The sequence below is a fragment of the Pseudomonas poae genome (assembly GCF_001439785.1).
Classification (GTDB): domain Bacteria; phylum Pseudomonadota; class Gammaproteobacteria; order Pseudomonadales; family Pseudomonadaceae; genus Aquipseudomonas; species Aquipseudomonas poae.
In genome coordinates, this window is the sequence record NZ_JYLI01000008.1 from 91,505 (window position 1) to 110,223 (window position 18,719).

The 18,719-nt window shown below is 62.0% G+C and carries 15 protein-coding genes; 6 read left to right on the top strand and 9 right to left on the bottom strand.

The genetic code is table 11. The annotated features are described in order from the left end of the window. Positions 1–119: 119 nt before the first annotated feature. Together TU75_RS11555 and uvrD are read right to left on the bottom strand one after the other, a co-directional pair. A complete protein-coding gene (locus TU75_RS11555; RefSeq protein ID WP_060549004.1) occupies positions 120–989 on the bottom strand; it encodes a Tim44 domain-containing protein in 870 nt (289 codons plus the stop codon). A 189-nt stretch (positions 990–1,178) separates the two neighbouring features. After that, on the bottom strand, positions 1,179–3,362 hold the full coding sequence (gene uvrD / locus TU75_RS11560; RefSeq protein WP_003231766.1) for a DNA helicase II: 2,184 nt from the start codon (positions 3,360–3,362) through the stop codon (positions 1,179–1,181). 276 nt (positions 3,363–3,638) lie between these two features. Between uvrD and TU75_RS11565 the strand changes: the two genes are divergently transcribed. The 3 genes from TU75_RS11565 (at position 3,639) to TU75_RS28025 (ending at position 7,961) form a co-directional block, all read left to right on the top strand. After that, positions 3,639–6,512, top strand: a complete 2,874-nt coding sequence (locus tag TU75_RS11565) for a GGDEF and EAL domain-containing protein (protein ID WP_060549005.1) — start codon at positions 3,639–3,641, stop codon at positions 6,510–6,512. 162 nt (positions 6,513–6,674) lie between these two features. Then, positions 6,675–7,541: a transcriptional regulator HexR gene (hexR, locus tag TU75_RS11570; RefSeq protein ID WP_003177007.1), complete on the top strand. Its 867-nt coding sequence runs from the start codon at positions 6,675–6,677 to the stop codon at positions 7,539–7,541. A gap of 222 nt (positions 7,542–7,763) precedes the next feature. After that, positions 7,764–7,961 (top strand): PA3496 family putative envelope integrity protein, encoded by a 198-nt coding sequence (locus TU75_RS28025; protein WP_080627509.1) that lies wholly within the window; start codon positions 7,764–7,766, stop codon positions 7,959–7,961. Here TU75_RS28025 and TU75_RS11580 read toward each other — a convergent pair. Further along, positions 7,891–8,865 (bottom strand): LysR family transcriptional regulator, encoded by a 975-nt coding sequence (locus tag TU75_RS11580; protein ID WP_060549006.1) that lies wholly within the window; start codon positions 8,863–8,865, stop codon positions 7,891–7,893. The two genes, TU75_RS28025 and TU75_RS11580, sit on opposite strands and share 71 nt — an antisense overlap. Before the next feature lie 194 nt (positions 8,866–9,059). Between TU75_RS11580 and TU75_RS11585 the strand changes: the two genes are divergently transcribed. Both TU75_RS11585 and oadA read left to right on the top strand, forming a co-directional pair. Next, positions 9,060–10,475 (top strand): acetyl-CoA carboxylase biotin carboxylase subunit, encoded by a 1,416-nt coding sequence (locus tag TU75_RS11585; RefSeq protein WP_060549007.1) that lies wholly within the window; start codon positions 9,060–9,062, stop codon positions 10,473–10,475. A gap of 11 nt (positions 10,476–10,486) precedes the next feature. Then, positions 10,487–12,295 (top strand): sodium-extruding oxaloacetate decarboxylase subunit alpha, encoded by a 1,809-nt coding sequence (oadA, locus tag TU75_RS11590; RefSeq protein WP_060549008.1) that lies wholly within the window; start codon positions 10,487–10,489, stop codon positions 12,293–12,295. Between the two features lie 81 nt (positions 12,296–12,376). Here oadA and TU75_RS11595 read toward each other — a convergent pair whose 3' ends face one another. The 3 genes from TU75_RS11595 to TU75_RS11605 all read right to left on the bottom strand — a co-directional run bounded on the left by TU75_RS11595 (position 12,377) and on the right by TU75_RS11605 (position 15,571). Continuing rightward, complete coding sequence (locus TU75_RS11595; RefSeq protein ID WP_082630371.1) at positions 12,377–13,621, bottom strand: autotransporter outer membrane beta-barrel domain-containing protein; 1,245 nt, start codon at positions 13,619–13,621, stop codon at positions 12,377–12,379. Between the two features lie 361 nt (positions 13,622–13,982). Beyond that, positions 13,983–14,753 (bottom strand): amino acid ABC transporter permease, encoded by a 771-nt coding sequence (locus tag TU75_RS11600; protein ID WP_060549010.1) that lies wholly within the window; start codon positions 14,751–14,753, stop codon positions 13,983–13,985. Then, positions 14,750–15,571, bottom strand: coding sequence for an ABC transporter substrate-binding protein (locus TU75_RS11605; RefSeq protein ID WP_003231752.1), 822 nt, complete (start codon positions 15,569–15,571; stop codon positions 14,750–14,752). The genes TU75_RS11600 and TU75_RS11605 overlap by 4 nt, the downstream gene beginning before the upstream one ends. A 114-nt stretch (positions 15,572–15,685) precedes the next feature. Here TU75_RS11605 and TU75_RS11610 point away from each other — a divergent pair, with 114 nt between their 5' ends. Further along, positions 15,686–16,588 carry a homocysteine S-methyltransferase family protein gene (locus tag TU75_RS11610; protein WP_060549011.1) on the top strand — a complete coding sequence of 301 codons (903 nt, stop codon included), beginning with the start codon at positions 15,686–15,688 and terminating at the stop codon, positions 16,586–16,588. Positions 16,589–16,868: 280 nt separating this feature from the next. On the opposite strand, the gene TU75_RS11615 is transcribed toward TU75_RS11610, so the two are convergent. From TU75_RS11615 to TU75_RS11625, 3 genes are read right to left on the bottom strand one after another with little or no spacing between them, the layout of a single operon-like run. Then, a complete protein-coding gene (locus TU75_RS11615) occupies positions 16,869–17,540 on the bottom strand; it encodes a GNAT family N-acetyltransferase (protein WP_060549012.1) in 672 nt (223 codons plus the stop codon). Between the two features lie 10 nt (positions 17,541–17,550). Continuing rightward, positions 17,551–17,997, bottom strand: a complete 447-nt coding sequence (locus TU75_RS11620) for a GNAT family N-acetyltransferase (protein ID WP_060549013.1) — start codon at positions 17,995–17,997, stop codon at positions 17,551–17,553. A 2-nt stretch (positions 17,998–17,999) separates the two neighbouring features. Continuing rightward, the gene (locus TU75_RS11625; RefSeq protein WP_060549014.1) at positions 18,000–18,632 is read right to left on the bottom strand and encodes an FMN-binding negative transcriptional regulator; all 633 of its coding nucleotides are present in this window, start codon (positions 18,630–18,632) and stop codon (positions 18,000–18,002) included. Positions 18,633–18,719 lie beyond the last annotated feature (87 nt).

Here is an 18,719-nt window from a genome sequence, read left to right on the forward strand (position 1 = left end):
CTAGATGGCGCGGTTAATAGGGGCGTTTTATACAGTAGCTCGCTATAAGTGCAACCGTGAAATAGAAAACCCCGGACAAGTCCGGGGTTTTTATTACCGCATGCTCAAACGCGCGGGTATCAGCTGTTCTGGCGGATACCGGCGACCAGCCATGGCTGGTTCTCGCCCTGCGGACGTTCCATGTTCCAGCTTTCGCTGAACGCCTCGCCCTGGTCGAAGCGGGAGGTCTTCGACACACCGCTGAAGGTCAGGGTGGCGATGGTCTTGTCGGCGCGATCATCCACACCGTCCAGCTGGACGCGCAGGTCGTCGATGTAGGTCGACTGGAACGCGTCGCCAATCTCGGCACGTTCGCGCTTGAGGAACTCAAGCAGTTGCGGGGTCACGAACTCGGCGATCTTGTCCATTTCGTTGGCGTCCCAGTGCTGCTGCAGGGACTGGAAGTGGCTGCGGGCCGCTTCGACGAAACGCTCCTCGTTGAACCAGGCCGGTGCATTGATAACCGGACGAGCGGGAGCCTGGGCCGCCGAACCACCGAAGATCGAACCCATTGCCGCTGGCTTCTGCTCGAACACTTCACGCTGCATCGGCGCGCCGGCCGGGGCCATATGCTCCTGCTGCTTGCGGCGACGGGCGGCGATGAAGCGGAAGATCACAAAAGCGATGACCGCCAGGATCAGGATGTCGAAGATCTGCATGCCCTGGAAGCCGCCGCCCATGAACATGGAGGCGAGCAGGCCACCGGCTGCGATACCGGCCAGAGGGCCGAGCCAGCGCGAAGCACCACCGGCCTTCGCCGCGCCTGCGGCACCGGCTGCGCCCGCGGTGGCTGCAGCGCCGCCAGCACCGGCGGATGGCGCCATTTGGCTGGTCTGGTGGGTCGGTGCCGCGCCCGAACTTTTGCCGCCACCGAAGCGTTTGGCGTTGGCGTCGATGCTCATCGTCAAACCGATGCACAACGCCATGGCGATGCTAAGAAAACGTTTCATAAAGGGAATTCCCATTTGTGGATTGCACGCGCGCCATGTTGCACAGGTGTTGTGGCAGTGGCTAGCGGCAGAGTGTTTCGGGCTTTTGCGTAGGACCTATCTCGAAGGGTCTGTAGGACTAATTACAGATATTGGCCCGCGCTCGTTAAAAACAAGGGCGGGCCAATAGCCTTCATGTAGACAAATGTGTCAGACCGCTTCGAGCTTCGCGTAACCCATCATCAGCCACTTGCTGCCTTCGGCGAAGTTCACCTGCACACGGGCCTGGGCTCCGGCACCCTCGAAGTTGAGGATCACCCCTTCGCCGAATATCGAGTGCCGCACCTGCTGACCCAGGCTGAACTGGGTTTCGGGAATCTCGGACCCTGCAAACAGGGTGCTGCTGTTCTGCTGCTGACCACCGCCGAACGGGCGGCTGACGCTGTTGGACAGGCGCACTTCCTGGATCAGACCCTTCGGCACTTCCCGTACGAAGCGCGACACCTTGTTGTAGGTCTCGCTGCCGTACAGGCGTCGTGTCTCGGCGTAGGTCATCACCAGGTTCTGCATCGCCCGGGTGATGCCCACATAGGCCAGGCGCCGCTCTTCTTCAAGACGGCCGGGTTCTTCCAGACTCATCTTGTGCGGGAACAGACCTTCCTCCATGCCCACCAGGAACACGTAGGGGAATTCCAGGCCCTTGGCGCTGTGCAAGGTCATCAGCTGGACGCTGTCTTCATGTTCGTCGGCTTGGGTATCGCCGGCTTCCAGCGATGCATGGCCGAGGAACGCGGCGAGCGGTGTAAGGTCTTCTTCGGTCTCGGCGTTTTCGAACGCCCTCGCGGCGCTGACCAGTTCCTCAAGGTTTTCCACCCGGGCCTGGCCTTTTTCGCCTTTTTCCGCTTCGTGGTAAGCGATCAGGCCGGACTGCTCGATCACGGTCTGGGTCATCAGGTGCAGGGGCATTTCCATGCACTTGGCGGCAAGGTTGTCGATCAGCTCGACAAACCCGCCCAGCGCCCCGGCAGCGCGGCCGGTCAGGCCTTTGTTGGCGATGAGCAGGCGCATGGCTTCCCACATCGACACATCCGCATGGCGCGCGTGTTCGCGGATCGCCTCGACGGTCTTCTCGCCGATGCCTCGCGCTGGCACGTTGATCACCCGCTCCAGCGCGGCATCGTTGCCACGGCCTTCCAGCAAGCGCAGGTAGGCCATGGCGTTCTTGATTTCCGCGCGTTCGAAGAAGCGCTGACCGCCATAGATGCGATACGGGATGCGCTCGCGCAGCAAGGCTTCTTCCAGCACCCGCGACTGGGCGTTGGAGCGGTACAGAATGGCGATGTCGCTGCGCGCCAGGCCGGTTTTCAGCGCGCTCTCGATGGTTTCCACCACATAGCGCGCTTCATCGTGCTCGTTGAACGCGGCGTACAGGTTGATCGCTTCGCCTTCGCCGCCGTCGGTCCACAGCTCTTTGCCCAGGCGCCCGGTGTTGTTGGCGATCAAGGCGTTGGCGGCCTTGAGGATACCGGCGGTGGAGCGGTAGTTCTGCTCCAGGCGGATGGTGGCCGCGTCCGGGAAGTCATCGGAATACTGATAGATGTTCTCGATCTTTGCGCCGCGCCAGCCGTAGATCGACTGGTCGTCGTCGCCCACCACCATCAGGCTGTCGCCGCCCTTGGCCAGCAGGCGCAACCAGGCGTACTGCACGGCGTTGGTGTCCTGGAACTCGTCCACCAGAATGTGGCGAAAGCGTTTCTGGTAATGCGCCAGCAGGCCCGGGTTGTCGCGCCACAGGTCGAGGGCGCGCAACAGCAATTCGGAGAAGTCGATCACGCCGGCACGCAGGCAGGCGGCCTCGTAGGCTTCATAAACGCTGCGCATGGTGGCCAGGAACAGATCGCCGCTGGCCTGGATATGCTGCGGGCGCAGGCCTTCGTCTTTCTGGCCGTTGATAAACCACTGCGCCTGGCGCGCGGGCCAGCGCTGTTCGTCCAGGCCCAGCTCGCGCATCACCCGCTTGACCAGGCGTTGCTGGTCGTCGCTGTCGAGGATCTGGAAGGACTGGCTCAAGCCCGCTTCCTGCCAGTGCGCGCGCAACAGGCGGTGCGCCAGGCCGTGGAAGGTGCCCACCCACATGCCGGCCGGGCTGATGCCCATCAACTGCTCGATGCGGTGGCGCATCTCGGCAGCCGCCTTGTTGGTGAAAGTCACCGAGAGGATGGAGTGCGGCGACGCGTTTTCGACCTGGATCAACCAGGCGATACGGTGCACCAGCACGCGGGTTTTACCGGAGCCAGCACCGGCCAGGACCAACTGACGGCCAACGGGGGCCGCTACGGCCTGGCGTTGGGCATCGTTGAGGGAGTTCAGCAGAAGGGAGAGATCATCGCGCATCGACGCATTCTAGGGTGCCGGGGGGAGTCGGGCAAATCCCAATGCCGCCCGGTCGACGGAAAACCCGCGGCGTGCCGCTGCCCGGTAAATAATCTTTCGGGCGGGATGACCGGTAAGTCACGGCCACAGCCCGCGCTGCGTCTCGCTGAAGGCCGCTGGGCCCAAGCTTTGCGCGCCAATGGCCGGTGATTTTTATCACGCTGGGCGGTTTGGCCTGGGCACTGGCTTGTGTATGCTCCGCGAACGTTCGGGCTCACCCTTATAAGAACATCGCCTATGACCCTCAGCACTGACCTGTCTGGCCTCACGGCCGCGCCCGCGCAGGTTATCCGCAAGCACTACGCCACCGAGATGGCGGTCGAGCGCACCCGTCTGCTTTATCAGGGCTCGCTGCTGCCGACTTTATTGATGTTGGTGAACGGGCTGGTCTGTGCCTGGCTGCTGTGGAACCCCCGACAATACCTGCTCGACAGCCTGTGGATGGTCTGGTTGCTCGCGCTGGTGGCGATGCGCGTGATTCAGGTGGCGGCGTTTGATTCGGCGATGCCCAGTCGGCAGGCGCAACCGGTGTGGCGGCGCATGTTCATGCTCGGCTCGGCGGTCAGCGGCCTGACCCTGGCCACCGCCGCCATCGCCTTGGTGCCCACCGACAGCTTCATGCAGCAGGCCTGGGTGTTCGGCCTGCTCGGGGCGGCCACCTTGTCGGCCAGCGTGGCCTACGCCGTGAGCCTGTCGGCGTTCCTCTCGTTCGCTTTGCCATGCCTGGTGCCGGCCATCGCCTATCTGCTCTGGGACGGCGCGACGCAGCAGCGTGGCTGGGCGGTGCTCGGGCTGATTCTGCTGGCATCACTGAGCCTGGTCGCCTGGCAGGTCAACCGCCTGATCCAGCGCGGGCTGGTGCGGCGCTTTCAGAACCAGGCCTTGATCGAGCACTTGCAACAGGCCCGTCAGCGCAGCGAGCAGTTGAATCAGGACCTGACGCGTGAAGTCGAGCAGCGGCGCAAGGTTGAACAGGACCTGCGCGAGGCACAAGTGGGCCTGCAGGACCGCGTGGTGCAACGCAGCCAGGAACTGGATGCCGCCAGCCTGGCCCTCAATAAAAGCGAAGAGCGCCTGGCCATGGCCCTGCAAGCCAGCGAACTGGGCCTGTGGGACTGGAACCTGCAGACCGACGAAGTCCACCACTCTCAGCTCAAGGAGTTGTTCGGCCTTGAGCCCGAGTACGTCACGGCCATGCTCAGTCATCTCAAGCCGCGCCTGCACCCCGAGGATCTGCCGCTGCTCAAGCGCGCGCTGGTGGATCACCTCAAGGGCCGCAGCGAGGATTATCACGTGCAATACCGCGTGCGCCATGGCGATGGTCACTGGGTATGGATCGAAGATCGTGGCCGCGCAGTGGAGCATTCCGCCAGCGGGCGCGTGACGCGCATGCTCGGCACGCGCCGTGATATCAGCGCCGACAAGGTTCTGGAGGAGCAGCAGCGGCTGGCCTCGACGGTGTTCGAGGCCGCCAGCGAAGGCATCGTGATCCTTGACCCGAATTACGCGTTGATCGCCGTCAACCAGGCCTTCAGCCGGGTCACCGGCTTCGATATAGATGACATGCTGGGCCGCAACGTTGTGGAGCTGCCCTGCAGCCGCGACGCTCGACGTCACTTCCCGCTGATCCATCAGGCGCTGCTCAGCCATGGCACCTGGCAAGGGGAACTGGTGGAAACGCGCAAGAACGGCGAGTTGTATCCGCAATGGCTGCACCTGAACGTGGTGCGCGATATTCGCGGAAACGTCAGCCATATCGTGGGCTTCTTCGCCGATCTGTCCGCCAGACGCGAGTCGGAGGAGCGCATGCGCTACCTCACTCACTACGACGAATTGACCGGGCTGGCCAACCGCTCGCTGTTTCGCGAGCGCTTGCGCGAGGCGCACCAGCGGGTGCGTCAGGGCGGCCGCAGCCTCGCGCTGCTGCATATCAACCTGGACCGTTTCAAGTTGCTCAACGACAGCCTGGGCCATGAAGTGGCTGACCAGTTGTTGCAAAAAATGGCTCGCCGCTTGATCAACGCCTTGCCCGAGGCCGACACCATTGCACGCCTGTCCGGTGACGAATTCGCCGTGCTGTTTGACGCCTACGGCAACCTCTCCAGCCTGGCCCGGGTGGCCACGCGGTTGTTGGCCAAGCTGCGCGTGCCGGTGACGGTGGAAGGGCACGAATTGGTAGTCAGCGCCTCAATGGGGGTCAGCCTGTTGCCGGATAATGCGCGGGAAATTTCCGCACTGGTCAGCCAATCGAACATGGCCATGCAACACGCCAAGCATTTGGGCGGTAACAACTTCCAGTTCTACACCGACAGCCTGCAAGCCAGCACCCTGGAGCGTCTGCAGCTGGAAAACCACCTGCGCAAGGCCATCGAGGAGCGCCAGCTCACGGTGTTCTATCAGCCCAAGCTGTGCCTGGCCAGCGGCACCCTCAATGCGGCCGAAGCGCTGGTGCGCTGGGAACATCCGCAATGGGGCATGGTGCCGCCGGGAGATTTTATCGGCCTGGCCGAAGAGACCGGGCTGATCGTTCCGCTGGGCGAATTCGTGTTGCGCCAGGCCTGCTGGCAGGCCTGTGAGTGGCAGCGCCAGGGGCTGGCGCCCATCCGGGTGTCGGTGAACTTGTCGGTGCATCAGTTGCGCCAGGGCAAGCTGGTCAGCCTGGTGCGTCAGGTGCTCGAAGAAACCGGCCTGGACCCGCAATATCTGGAGCTGGAGCTGACGGAAAGCCAGTTGCTCGACAGCGTCGAGCACATCATCGCCACCTTCCAGCAACTGCGCGACTTGGGGGTAAAGCTGGCGATAGACGACTTTGGCACCGGCTATTCGTCCCTGAGCTACCTCAAGCGCATCCCCGTGGACTACGTGAAGATCGACCAGACCTTCATCCGTGGGCTGGGGCAGGGGCGCGAAGACGCGGCCATCACCCGCGCAGTCATCGCCATGGCCCATGGCCTGGCGCTCAAGGTGGTGGCCGAGGGCGTGGAAGATCAGCAGCAGTTGGATTTCCTGCGCGCGCAACAGTGCGACGAGGTACAGGGCTACTTGATCAGCCGGCCGATCCCGGCCGAACAGCTGGCGCAATTGTTACGCGAGAATGCGGATTTTTCTTAACGACGCCGGGGCCGCCGCTGTTGCTACATGGTGTGTGGCCTTGAATTCAAGGGGGAAGAAGGCGATTTAGTGAAGGATCACGCGGGCAAAACGGCAATTCTTGTAGTATAACTACAAGCTTGCTACATCCCTGGCATCTGCCAATAACAAGAGTCCTGCCCTGTGAACCTGTTGCAACATATCGCCCAGTCGCGCCACCTGTTACGCAAATCGGAACTCAAGGTTGCCGATCACGTGCTGCTTGACCCTGCGGCTGTAATGCACAGTTCCATGGCCGACCTGGCCCACAGCGTGGGCATCAGCGAGCCGACCATCGTGCGCTTCTGCCGCGCCATCGGTTGCTCGGGGTTCCAGGACCTGAAACTCAAATTGGCCCAGAGCCTGGCCGCCGGCGCGAGTTTTGGCCAGTTCGCGATCCACGAAGACGATTCGGTCGCCGACTACAGCCTGAAAATTTTTGACACCACCCTGCACACCCTGATGGAAGTGCGCGAGAAGCTCGATCCGGTGGAGCTGCAAAAAGCCGTGACCGCAATGTCCCAGGCCCAGCGCGTGGAGTTTTACGGCTTTGGCGCCTCGGGTGCGGTGGCGGCCGACGCCCAGCACAAGTTCTTCCGCTTGCTGCTCACCGCAGCGGCCTACAGCGACCCGCACATGCAGGCCATGTCGGCGGTGACCTTGAAGCCTACCGACGTGGCCATCTGCATTTCCCAGTCCGGCCGCTCCAAAGACCTGCTGATCACCGCCAACCTGGTGCGCGAAAGCGGCGCCTCGCTGATTACCCTGTGCCCGAGCCAGACACCATTGGCAGAACTGTCCACGGTCAACCTGGCGATCGATGTACACGAAGACACCGAAATCTACACGCCGCTGACCTCGCGCATCGCCCACCTGGTGGTGATCGACGTGCTCGCCATGGGCGTAGCCATGGCGCGTGGACCGAGCCTGGTCAACCACCTCAAGAGCGTGAAGCGCAGCTTGCGCAGCCTGCGGTTGTCGCCCAAGTCGGTCAAAGCCCTGGACGACTGATCCCAAGGCCATACTGGTTCAACATGTGGGAGCTGGCTTGCCTGCGATAGCATCACCTCGGTTTGACGGGTAGACCGAGTTGTCTGCATCGCAGGCAAGCCAGCTCCCACAGTTGATTTGCATTGAGGCTGGAAGATTCATCTTCCTGTCATCCCCGCGCCGCCAAACCGTCATCCCCTGCGCCCATCCTGTACTCCCCGTACTCGCATTGGGAGACTCGAAATGGCCCGGCACTACGAAGAAAGCAGCAGCTCCGTCAAAACCCGTCGTCAGCAGGAAGACCAGCGCCGCATGGCGTTCCGTCGCGCGATCGAAGATCGTTGCGATCAGCGTCAACTGCTGCAGAGCATCAGTGACTACCCGGAACTGCATTGGCAGGCACCCGTGGCTGCCCAGCGAAACGTTCAGCCAGCGCGCTGATCTGCAATCGCTCGCTGCGGATAAAGCCCAGGAAGGCATGGGCCACCGGTGACAGGCGCTTGGCCTTGGCCTGCACCAGGCACCAACTGCGGTACAGCGGCAGTTCCTCCACCGGCAGCTCCCTGAGCCCGCCGGTGGCCAGTTCCATGTTGACCGCATGGCGCGTCAGCAGCGCCACGCCGAGCCCGGCGCACACACATTCGCGTTGCGCCTCGGCCGAAGCCACTTCCACCGTCTGGGTGAAGTGCACGCGTTTTTCCTTGAAATACTCTTCACACGCCATCCGCGTGCCGGAGCCAGGCTCGCGCAGCAGCAGCGTGTAAGGCTCCAGGTCCTGCAGGCGCAGCCGTCCTTTGAGGCTTAACGGATGATCCGGTGGCGCCACCGCCACAATCGGATTGTTGAGGAAGGGCAAAAACTCCAGGCCCATGTCCTGGGGCACCATGGACATGATCACCAGGTCGTCACGGTTATCCGAGAGCCTGCGAATCACCTGCGCGCGGTTCACCACCGTGAGGTGCAGTTGCACGTCCGGATGCTGGCGTTTGAAAGCGGCGAACAAGTGCGGCACGAAGTACTTGGCGCTGGACTCCACCGCCAGTTTCAACTGGCCCTGCAGCGACCCCTGCATGTCCGACAGCTGCATATCGAGGTTTTCCAGGCGCCCGAAAATATCGCGGCTGGCCCGTTGTAGGGCCTCGGCGGCCTCGGTCATGTAAAGCTTTTTGCCGACATACTCGAACAGCGGCTGACCAAGCAGCTCTTCAAGCTGGCGAATTTGCAGGCTGACGGCCGGTTGCGTGAGGGACATTTCCTCGGCCGCCCGGCTGTAGGACCGTAGATCACACACCTCGTGGAAGATTTGCAGCTGACGCAATGTCAGCCGCATCAATGACTTACGCATTATCAAATAACCCTGGCCAGCCCACAGGCATCGACTATAAGTCTTTACTTATACACAACCCAATAATTATTGATTTTTGTTAATCCCTCCAGCCGCTTAGTGTGTGTCTCGCGACTGTCATGAAACATTTGGTCACGCGCCGACCCCGCCTAATCGGGTCGAAGACGCAGCAATCGGCTCAAGGGAATTTCCAAGTGATAAAAAAGATCCTGATCGCCAACCGTGGTGAGATTGCCGTACGAATCGTGCGTGCCTGCGCCGAGATGGGCATTCGCTCGGTCGCGGTCTATTCCGATGCCGACCGCCATGCGTTGCACGTCAAACGTGCCGACGAAGCCCACAGCATTGGTGCCGAGCCTTTGGCCGGTTACCTGAACCCGCGCAAGCTGGTGAACCTGGCCGTGGAAACCGGCTGTGATGCGCTGCACCCCGGCTACGGCTTCCTGTCGGAAAACGCCGAACTCGCAGATATCTGCGCCGAACGTGGGATCAAGTTCATCGGCCCGTCTGCTGAAGTGATCCGCCGCATGGGCGACAAGACCGAAGCGCGCCGCAGCATGATCAAGGCCGGCGTGCCGGTGACCCCCGGCACAGAAGGCAATGTCGCTGACATCGCCGAGGCCCTCACCGAAGGCGACCGCATTGGTTACCCGGTGATGCTCAAGGCCACTTCCGGTGGTGGCGGTCGCGGTATTCGTCGTTGCAACAGCCGTGAAGAACTAGAGCAAGCCTTCCCTCGCGTGATCTCCGAGGCCACCAAGGCTTTCGGATCGGCGGAAGTGTTCCTGGAAAAATGCATCGTCAATCCCAAGCACATCGAGGCGCAGATCCTCGGTGACAGCTTTGGCAACGTGGTGCACCTGTTCGAGCGCGATTGCTCGATCCAGCGCCGCAACCAGAAGCTGATCGAAATCGCGCCCAGCCCACAGCTGACCCCTGAACAGCGCGCCTACATCGGCGACCTGTCGGTGCGCGCCGCCAAGGCCGTGGGCTACGAGAACGCCGGCACCGTGGAATTTTTGCTCGCCGAAGGCGAAGTGTATTTCATGGAGATGAACACCCGGGTGCAGGTGGAACACACCATCACCGAAGAAATCACCGGCATCGACATCGTGCGCGAGCAAATCCGCATCGCCTCCGGCCTGGCGCTGTCGGTGAAGCAGGAAGACATCCAGCACCGTGGCTTCGCATTGCAGTTTCGTATCAACGCCGAAGACCCGAAGAACAACTTCCTGCCCAGCTTCGGCAAGATCACCCGTTACTACGCGCCCGGCGGCCCCGGCGTACGCACCGATACGGCGATCTACACCGGCTACACCATCCCGCCGTTCTACGACTCCATGTGCCTCAAATTGGTGGTGTGGGCGCTCACCTGGGAAGAAGCCATGGACCGCGGCCTGCGCGCCCTGGACGACATGCGCTTGCAAGGCGTGAAGACCACCGCCGCCTACTACCAGGAAATCCTGCGCAACCCGGAATTCCGCAGCGGCCAGTTCAATACCAGCTTTGTGGAAAGCCACCCTGAGCTGACCAACTACTCGATCAAGCGCAAACCCGAAGAGCTGGCCCTGGCCATCGCCGCCGCCATCGCCGCCCACGCAGGCCTGTGAGGAATACAACAATGTCCAAGAAAATCTTTGTCACCGACACCATCCTGCGCGACGCCCACCAATCGTTGCTGGCGACCCGCATGCGCACCGACGACATGCTGCCGATCTGCGACAAGCTCGACAAAGTCGGCTACTGGTCCCTGGAAGTCTGGGGCGGCGCGACCTTCGACGCCTGCGTACGCTTTTTGAAAGAAGACCCGTGGGAGCGCCTGCGCCAACTGCGCGCCGCGTTGCCTAACACCCGCCTGCAAATGCTGCTGCGTGGCCAAAACCTGCTGGGCTATCGCCACTACAGCGACGACGTGGTCAAAGCCTTCGTCGCCAAGGCGGCCGTGAATGGCATCGACGTGTTCCGCATCTTCGATGCCATGAACGACGTACGTAACCTGCGCGTCGCCATCGAGGCGGTAAAAGCTGCCGGCAAACATGCCCAGGGCACCATCGCCTACACCACCAGCCCGGTGCACACCGTCGAAGCGTTCGTGGCCCAGGCCAGGCAGCTGGAATCCATGGGCTGCGACTCCATCGCGATCAAGGACATGGCCGGCCTGCTGACCCCGTACGCCACCGGCGAACTGGTCAAGGCGCTGAAAGCCGAGCAGACCCTGCCGATCTTTATCCACTCCCACGACACCGCCGGCCTGGCCGCGATGTGCCAACTCAAGGCCATCGAAAACGGTGCCGACCACATCGACACCGCGATCTCCAGCTTCGCCTGGGGCACCAGCCACCCCGGTACCGAATCGATGGTCGCCGCCCTTAAAGGTAGCGAATTCGACACCGGCCTGAGCCTGGAACTGCTGCAAGAGATCGGCCTGTACTTCTACGCGGTGCGCAAGAAGTACCACCAGTTCGAAAGCGAATTCACCGCCGTCGACACCCGCGTACAAGTCAACCAGGTGCCGGGCGGGATGATTTCCAACCTGGCCAACCAGTTGAAAGAGCAGGGCGCCCTCAACCGCATGAGCGAAGTGCTGGCCGAAATCCCGCGCGTGCGTGAAGACCTAGGCTTCCCGCCGCTGGTCACGCCGACCTCACAGATCGTCGGCACCCAGGCGTTCTTCAACGTGCTGGCCGGCGAGCGCTACAAGACCATCACCAACGAAGTGAAGCTCTACCTGCAAGGCGGCTACGGCAAGGCGCCGGGCACCGTGAACGAGAAGCTGCGTCGTCAGGCCATCGGCAGCGAAGACGTGATCGACGTGCGCCCTGCCGATTTGCTCAAACCGGAGATGACCAAGCTGCGTGGCGAAATCGGCGCGTTGGCCAAGTCCGAAGAGGACGTGCTGACCTACGCCATGTTCCCGGATATCGGACGCAAGTTCCTCGAAGAACGCGACGCCGGCACCCTGGCGCCGGAAGTGTTGCTGCCGATCCCTGAAGCCGGCGGCGTGGTCCGCGCAGGCGGGGAAGGTGTGCCAACCGAGTTCGTGATCGATGTGCACGGCGAAAGCTACCGCGTGGACATCACCGGTGTGGGCGTGAAGGCCGAGGGCAAGCGGCACTTTTACCTGTCTATCGACGGCATGCCCGAAGAAGTGGTGTTCGAACCACTCAACGACTTTGTCAGCAGCGGCGGCAGCAAGCGCAAGCACGCCACCGAGCCAGGGCACGTCAGCACGGCAATGCCGGGCAATATCGTCGATGTGCTGGTCAAGGAAGGCGACGTGGTCAAGGCCGGCCAGGCGGTGCTGATTACCGAAGCCATGAAGATGGAAACCGAAGTGCAGGCATCGATTGCCGGCAAGGTAATCGCCGTTCATGTGGCCAAGGGCGACCGCGTCAATCCTGGCGAAATTCTGATTGAAATCGAAGGCTGACACACAGCCTTCGACACTACCGTTTAATCCTCGGGGGAGCAGGTGCTCCCCTTTTTTTCGTCTGCGATTTGGTGGCCGCGCTTAAAAACTCATCGTCCACTGCCCCATCAGGCCCTGATTGCGGCTCTGGGTGCCGGCCTGGCCGCTGTAGCTCAGGCCGACGGTGTGTTGCGCGGACAGCGCAAGGTCCAGACCAGCTTGCAGCTCCAGGCTGTCGCGGTCGAGTGAGGTGCCGATGATGGTGAAATCATCAATCAGCCCCGGTGTGTGGCGATAGGACTGGCGTACCTGGCTGTCGACCGCGCCGTAGAGGTGTTTCCAGCGAGCGCTCAGGTGGGGTTTGAGGCTGACCTGATTATCGAACCGATACGCCGTCGCCAGACGCAGGCCAGCGGTACTGTTCAGGTTTTGCTGAGTTTGCGAGCCGACGTTCAGCGCGGCCAGACCGCCGCGCTCCTTGAAGCTGTCGCGGTGATAACGCTGGTAACCAAGGCCGATGAACGGCTCGGCGCTGAAACCCGCGCTGCCCAATTGGTAGCCCAGTTCAGAGAAGAGGGTATGGCTCTGGGCGTCGTAGCGGCTCTTGAACTGCTCCTGGTAGTCGAGCAGTTCAATGCGGCGCTTGTTGGTGCCGGCATGGCGGCTATAGATGCCCCCCAGGCGCAGGGCCATGGGCCCGTCCTGGCGCACCGCGTAGCCACCCAGGTGCCAGCTGTCGAGGTCTGCGTCAAAGCGTTGGGCGTCGAGGCGGCTGCTGGTCTTTGCGGCCATTACACCGACGCGCCAGGCGTGGTCCAGTGCCCAGTCGCCACCCAGCATCACGCCTTGGGTGTCGGTCTTCAGGCCGGCGCTGCCCCCTTGTCTGGCGAGGTGGCCCTGGTTGCGCACGCCTTTGGCCCAGAAGTGGCCCTCCTCGGTGTCGGGCAGCGCGTGCAGGGTCGAAAGCAACTGGCTGCCGAGCTGATGCGTGGTGTTTTGAGTCGCGGCGGCGAGGTTAGCGTTCTGGCTGCCCGCCAGTTGTTCAAGAGCGGCACCCATTCCTCCGGGTGCCTGAGTGAGGGCGTGGGCAATGTCGTCCAGTGCCTTTTCATCTTCCGATGTCAGTTCGGCGTCCATCAAATCGGCCATCGCGGAATCCAGCACGGCAGCGACCTGCAAACCGTTGTACGACGTGGCCTTCTGGATCAGATAACCGTCCACCGGCGACGTGTCGACTTTAGGCACTTCATACCACTCGGCATCCTCTGTATCGTCCTCCTTCAAGTAGTCGGCACCACCTCGCGCATAGGCGGTTGAAAGGCTAGCCGTGCTGATAGCAAGGGCCATGACCAGGGCAAATCTGTGGGGTGTTAGAAGCATGTAATCCCAACCTCTGATAAATGAGGCCGGGAATTTAGCGAGATGGACGGGTGATAAATGTCAGGCCCGCGACTGCTGTTTTGCGGGAGTTGTCTCTACTCGGCGGCGATTAAAAACACTCAAGCCTTAGATGCTCGTTTGCATTAGATTGCGTTTTTTACGAGCTTTTGCAAAAAAAGTGCATTTTAATGCGTAAATATGGCTGCTATCTACTCTGGTGATGGATGCCGAGGGCGTCACCCGAACGACCAAGTGGCCCAAACCCCTGGAAGTGGCGGGCGACATCAATTGGCGGGGTGTCTGCGATGCGCTGGGCGACATTAGCGTTTCAACCGCGCCGCACATAACCCTTGCCGAAGTGCCGCTCCAGGCGCGCCTGGATCAACTCCAGTGCCAGGGACATCACCCAGTAGATGATCGCCGCCGTGGTGAGCATCTCGATGTAGCGGTAGCTGGAGCGGCCGTAGGACTGCGCGAGGAACATCACTTCCCACACCCCCATCACCGAGATCAGCGACGAGTCCTTGAGCATTGAGATGAACTGGTTGGTCGCTGGCGGGATGATGGTGCGCATGGCCTGGGGCAAGGTGACGTGCCAGAAGATCGCCCTGTCGCGCATGCCCAGTGCCAGGGCGGCCTCGCGTTGCCCGTGGGGCACGCCGAGGATGCCAGCGCGGAAAATCTCGCTCAGGTAGGCGCCATAGTTCAGCGACAGCGCAATGATTCCGGCAACGATAGCCCCCGGTACCAGGCCCAACTGCGGCAGGCCCAGGTAGATCAGCAAAATCTGGATCAGCAGCGGCGTGCCGCGAAAAAACGACGCGTAGAAACTGGCGATGCCAAACGCCACCGCGCTTTTCGACAGACGTCCCAGGGCCGTGACAAAACCCAGCACCGACGACGCCAGCATCGAGCACAGGCACAGGAACAGCGTGAGCGCCGCGCCCTGCAAAAAACCGTTGGGCGCCAGGTGCAGGCCGACCAGATTGGGCAGCTTGTCGAGGATGATCGAGAACTTCAGGTCAAAGCTCAGGAAAAAACTGGCAAACAGAACAAACAACGCTGCCCAGGTCAGGTAAAGCCGTGTGCGAAAACTCATTGGCTGATGTCGGCGCCGATCCATTTTTGCGACAGCTTGCTCAAGGTGCCGTCCTGTTTGAGCTGGGCGAAGACCTCACGCACCTTGCTGTCCCACTGCGGGTCGCCTTTTTCGATGGCCACCGAGTTGGGCTCCGAATACAACGGCGCGCCGGCCAGCTTGAAACGCTTGTCCTGGCTCAGGCGCGGCTGTGCAGTGACCAGGTTGGTGAGAATTGCATCCAGGCGCACGCCAGCCCCCAGGCCCAGGTCCTGGAAGGCCACGTTGTCGGTGTCATACGGGGCAATCTGTACGTCTTCGAACGGGTATTGCAGCTGCGTGTCTTCGGCGCCTTCGATCACCAGGTTCTTGTTCAGGTAGCTTTCGTAGCTGGAGGCGCTGGTGAGGCCGACTTTCTTGCCGCTCAGGTCTTTGGCTTCGTGGATGCGGTCGTCCTTGGCATTGACCACGATCACGGCAGGCGAGGCGTAATACTGCACCGGGAAGTCGAACACCTCGGCGCGTGCCTTGCTCGGCGTCATGGAGCAGATGCAAATGTCATAGCGACCGCTCCAGCGGCCGGCGGCGATCACGTCCCATGAGGGGGTTTCCAGGCGCAGTTTCACGCCCAGCTTCTGCGCCACGGCCTTGGCCACGTCCACATCGAAACCGTCGAGCTGATTCTGATCATTGAGAAATGAGAACGGCGGGTAGCTTTCCATCAGCACGCCGACCAGTTCCTTCTTTTGCTCGATACGGTCCAGCGTGGCACCGCCAAAAGCTTGAGTGGAAGCAGCCAGCAATGTCAGGCCCAGGGCCAGCAGCGGTTGGATTTTCAAAATTGAACACCTGAATAAAAAAGAGGTTGTTATTAAGCGGATGGTACGCATTAAATAGTTATAAGAACGACTCTCATAGTGAGTTATTTTCATAAGCATATGAGTAAAAAGCATATGGGCGCAGCAAGCACAGTAATTCTCGACGGCGGCATGGGCCGCGAACTGCAACGCCGTGGCGCACCGTTTCGCCAGCCGGAGTGGTCTGCATTGGCCTTGAGCGAGGCGCCGCAGGCGGTAGAGGCGGTGCATGCGGCGTATATCGCCAGCGGCGCCAACGTGATTACCAGCAACAGCTACGCAGTGGTGCCGTTTCATATCGGGGAAGCGCGGTTCGCCGAGGAAGGCCAAGCGCTGGCTGCATTGGCTGGTGAGTTGGCGCGGCGTGCGGTGGACGCCTCGGGCAAGGCGGTGCGCGTGGCCGGCTCGTTGCCGCCGTTGTTCGGCTCGTACCGCCCGGACCTGTTCCAGGCCGAGCGCGTGAACGAACTGCTGAGCCCGTTGGTGCAAGGCCTCGCGCCCCATGTCGACCTGTGGCTGGCGGAGACTCAGAGCTCAATCACCGAGGCGCGGGCGATTCATGCCGGTTTGCCGCAGGACGGCAAGCCGTTCTGGCTGTCGTTTACCTTGAAGGATGAAGACACCGACGACGTCCCGCGTCTGCGCTCCGGCGAGCCGGTGACAGAGGCTGCCGAGGCGGCGGCGCAATTGGGCGTGCAGGTGCTGCTGTTCAACTGCAGCCAACCGGAAGTGATCGGTGCCGCGATTGATGCCGCCCGGCACACCTTCGAGCGCCTGGGGGCACCGATCCGGATCGGCGCCTACGCCAACGCTTTCCCGCCGCAACCCAAGGAAGCCACGGCCAACGACGGTCTGGACCCGTTGCGCGACGACCTCGACCCTCCGGGCTACCTGCACTGGGCCGTCGACTGGCAGGCGCGTGGCGCGAGCCACCTGGGCGGTTGCTGCGGGATCGGGCCGGAGCATATTGCGGTGTTGGCCGAGCAACTGAATCGCTGATTCACTACAGGCTGAAACTCCAGGAGGCTGCGTGGCGAGCGAGCTTGCCCCAATGCCGTTCAGTCAAGCGCAGATACACTGTGGCGAGCAGGCTTGTCCTGCGTTGGGCTGCGCAGCAGCCCCAAAACCAGGCGCTGAGCCGTATCAGGTACACCGCGTTTTGCTGAATTGGGTGCGCTTCGCATCCCAACGCGGGGCAAGCCCGCTCGCCACAGGCGTGTGGCTGCCTGAAACTGCAGGTTAAATAACAAGAGGGAGCAAGGCCCCTCCCGTGTTGTGTTCAGGCCCGGCACTCGGCCAGGGTTTTCAGTTGGCCGGCGCCTGCCTGATTGGCTTCTGACAACCAGGCTTCAAACCCCGCGCCCACCTTCGGCCACTGCGCGTCGATGATCGAAAACCATGCCGTGTCCCGGTTGTGCCCCTTGATCACCGAGTGCTGGCGAAACACACCCTCAAAACTGAATCCCAACCGCTCGGCCGCGTAGCGCGAGCGGTCGTTGGCGTTGTTGCATTTCCATTCCAGCCGGCGATAGCCCAGGTCGAACGCGTGCCTGGCGAGCAGGTACACCGCCTCGGTGCTTTTGGGCGAGCGTTGCATCGGCGCGCCGAAGGTGACGTGGCCGATTTCGATGCGCCCGTGTTCGGGCACGATGGACATCAGGCTGATAAGGCCTTGGGCGCGGCCGCTCGTGCGGTCGATCACGCTGAAAAAATACGGGTCGCTGTGCGCGGCATGATTGCTCAGCCAGGCATCGAAGGCGCCGCGCTCGGGGAATGGGCCGTAGGGCAAATAATCCCACAGTCTCGGATCGGCGTCGGGCCCTTGCAGGGCATCGAACAGGTCGTCGCCATGCTGCGCCGGGTCGAGTTTTTCCAGGTGGATGAAACGCCCGTCGAGCTGTTGCACGGCAGGCGCCGGGACGCCCTTCCAGTCGGGGAGAGGAGTGGACATGTGACGCTCCTTAAAGGGCTTGGCGAAATTGGATGAGGCCTGGGCGTTCGGCGATGCGCTCGTACAGTTGGATCGCCGTGGCGTTGGTTTCATGGGTCAACCAGTGCACTTTGGCACAGCCATCGGCCCTTGCGGTGGCATACACGAATTCGATCAGCTTGCGGCCTATGCCAGTGCCGCGCTGGGACGGGGCCACCAGCAGGTCCTGCAGGTAGCAGGAATTTTCGATGCTCCAGTTGGACCGATGGTAGATGAAGTTGACCATGCCCACCGCCTGGCCATCCTGCCAGGCCAACGCTGAATGAGTGGGCTCGCCGGGGTCGGTCAGGCGTTGCCAGGTGCTGTGGCTGACGGCCTGCGGCAACTCGGTCTTGTAGAACGCCAAATACGCCTGCCGCAGCGGCAGCCAGGCCGCGTGGTCGGCGGCGGTGACCAGGCGGATGTCGATCGGGCTCATTCTCAAACTCCTTGGGAAATAAGGCGGGCCACGGCCTGATCACGCACATCGGCGCTGACCGCCAGGCCTTCGCGTACCCCGGCGATGTCGGCCGGGCTGCGGTTCTGGCTGAGTTTGCGTTTGCCGATCAGGCGTTCGATGGGCAGCGCGAAGCCGACGATGGCCTTGAGCATGCCGTCAATATAGTCGGCCGGCGCATCGCTGACTTGCCATGGCTGCTCGCATCGAGCCTCGTGGCGATCAGTCAGGGCCGTGACCACGCCGAGCAGGCGCGCCGCGTCGTTGAACACCTCGGCGGTGCCGTAAGCGTGCACCGCCTGGTAATTCCAGGTCGGCACCACTTTGCCGTGCTCGGTCTTGGCCGGGTAGAACGACGGACTGATATAGGCGTCGGCACCGGCAAAGATCACCAGCGCCTCGGCGCCGTTCTGCAGTTCGCGCCACTGTGGATTGGCCTTGGCCAGATGCCCGTAAAGCGTGCCATTGGGGCTCTCGTCCGAGTTGAGCAGCAGCGGCAGGTGGCTGGCCAGCAGGCCTTGCTCACCGAACGTCACCAACTGGGCCAAGCGGGTGTGGCGGATCCATTGCTGGAGTTCGGGCAGATCATCGACGGCAAAGGCGCGGGGTGTGTACATGGAAATTTTCCTTGGCGAATGCCTCCATCCTAGGCAGGCTAATGGCTCGTTGTAAGAGCCATCTTTGGCAAATTTCAGGGGTCCAAT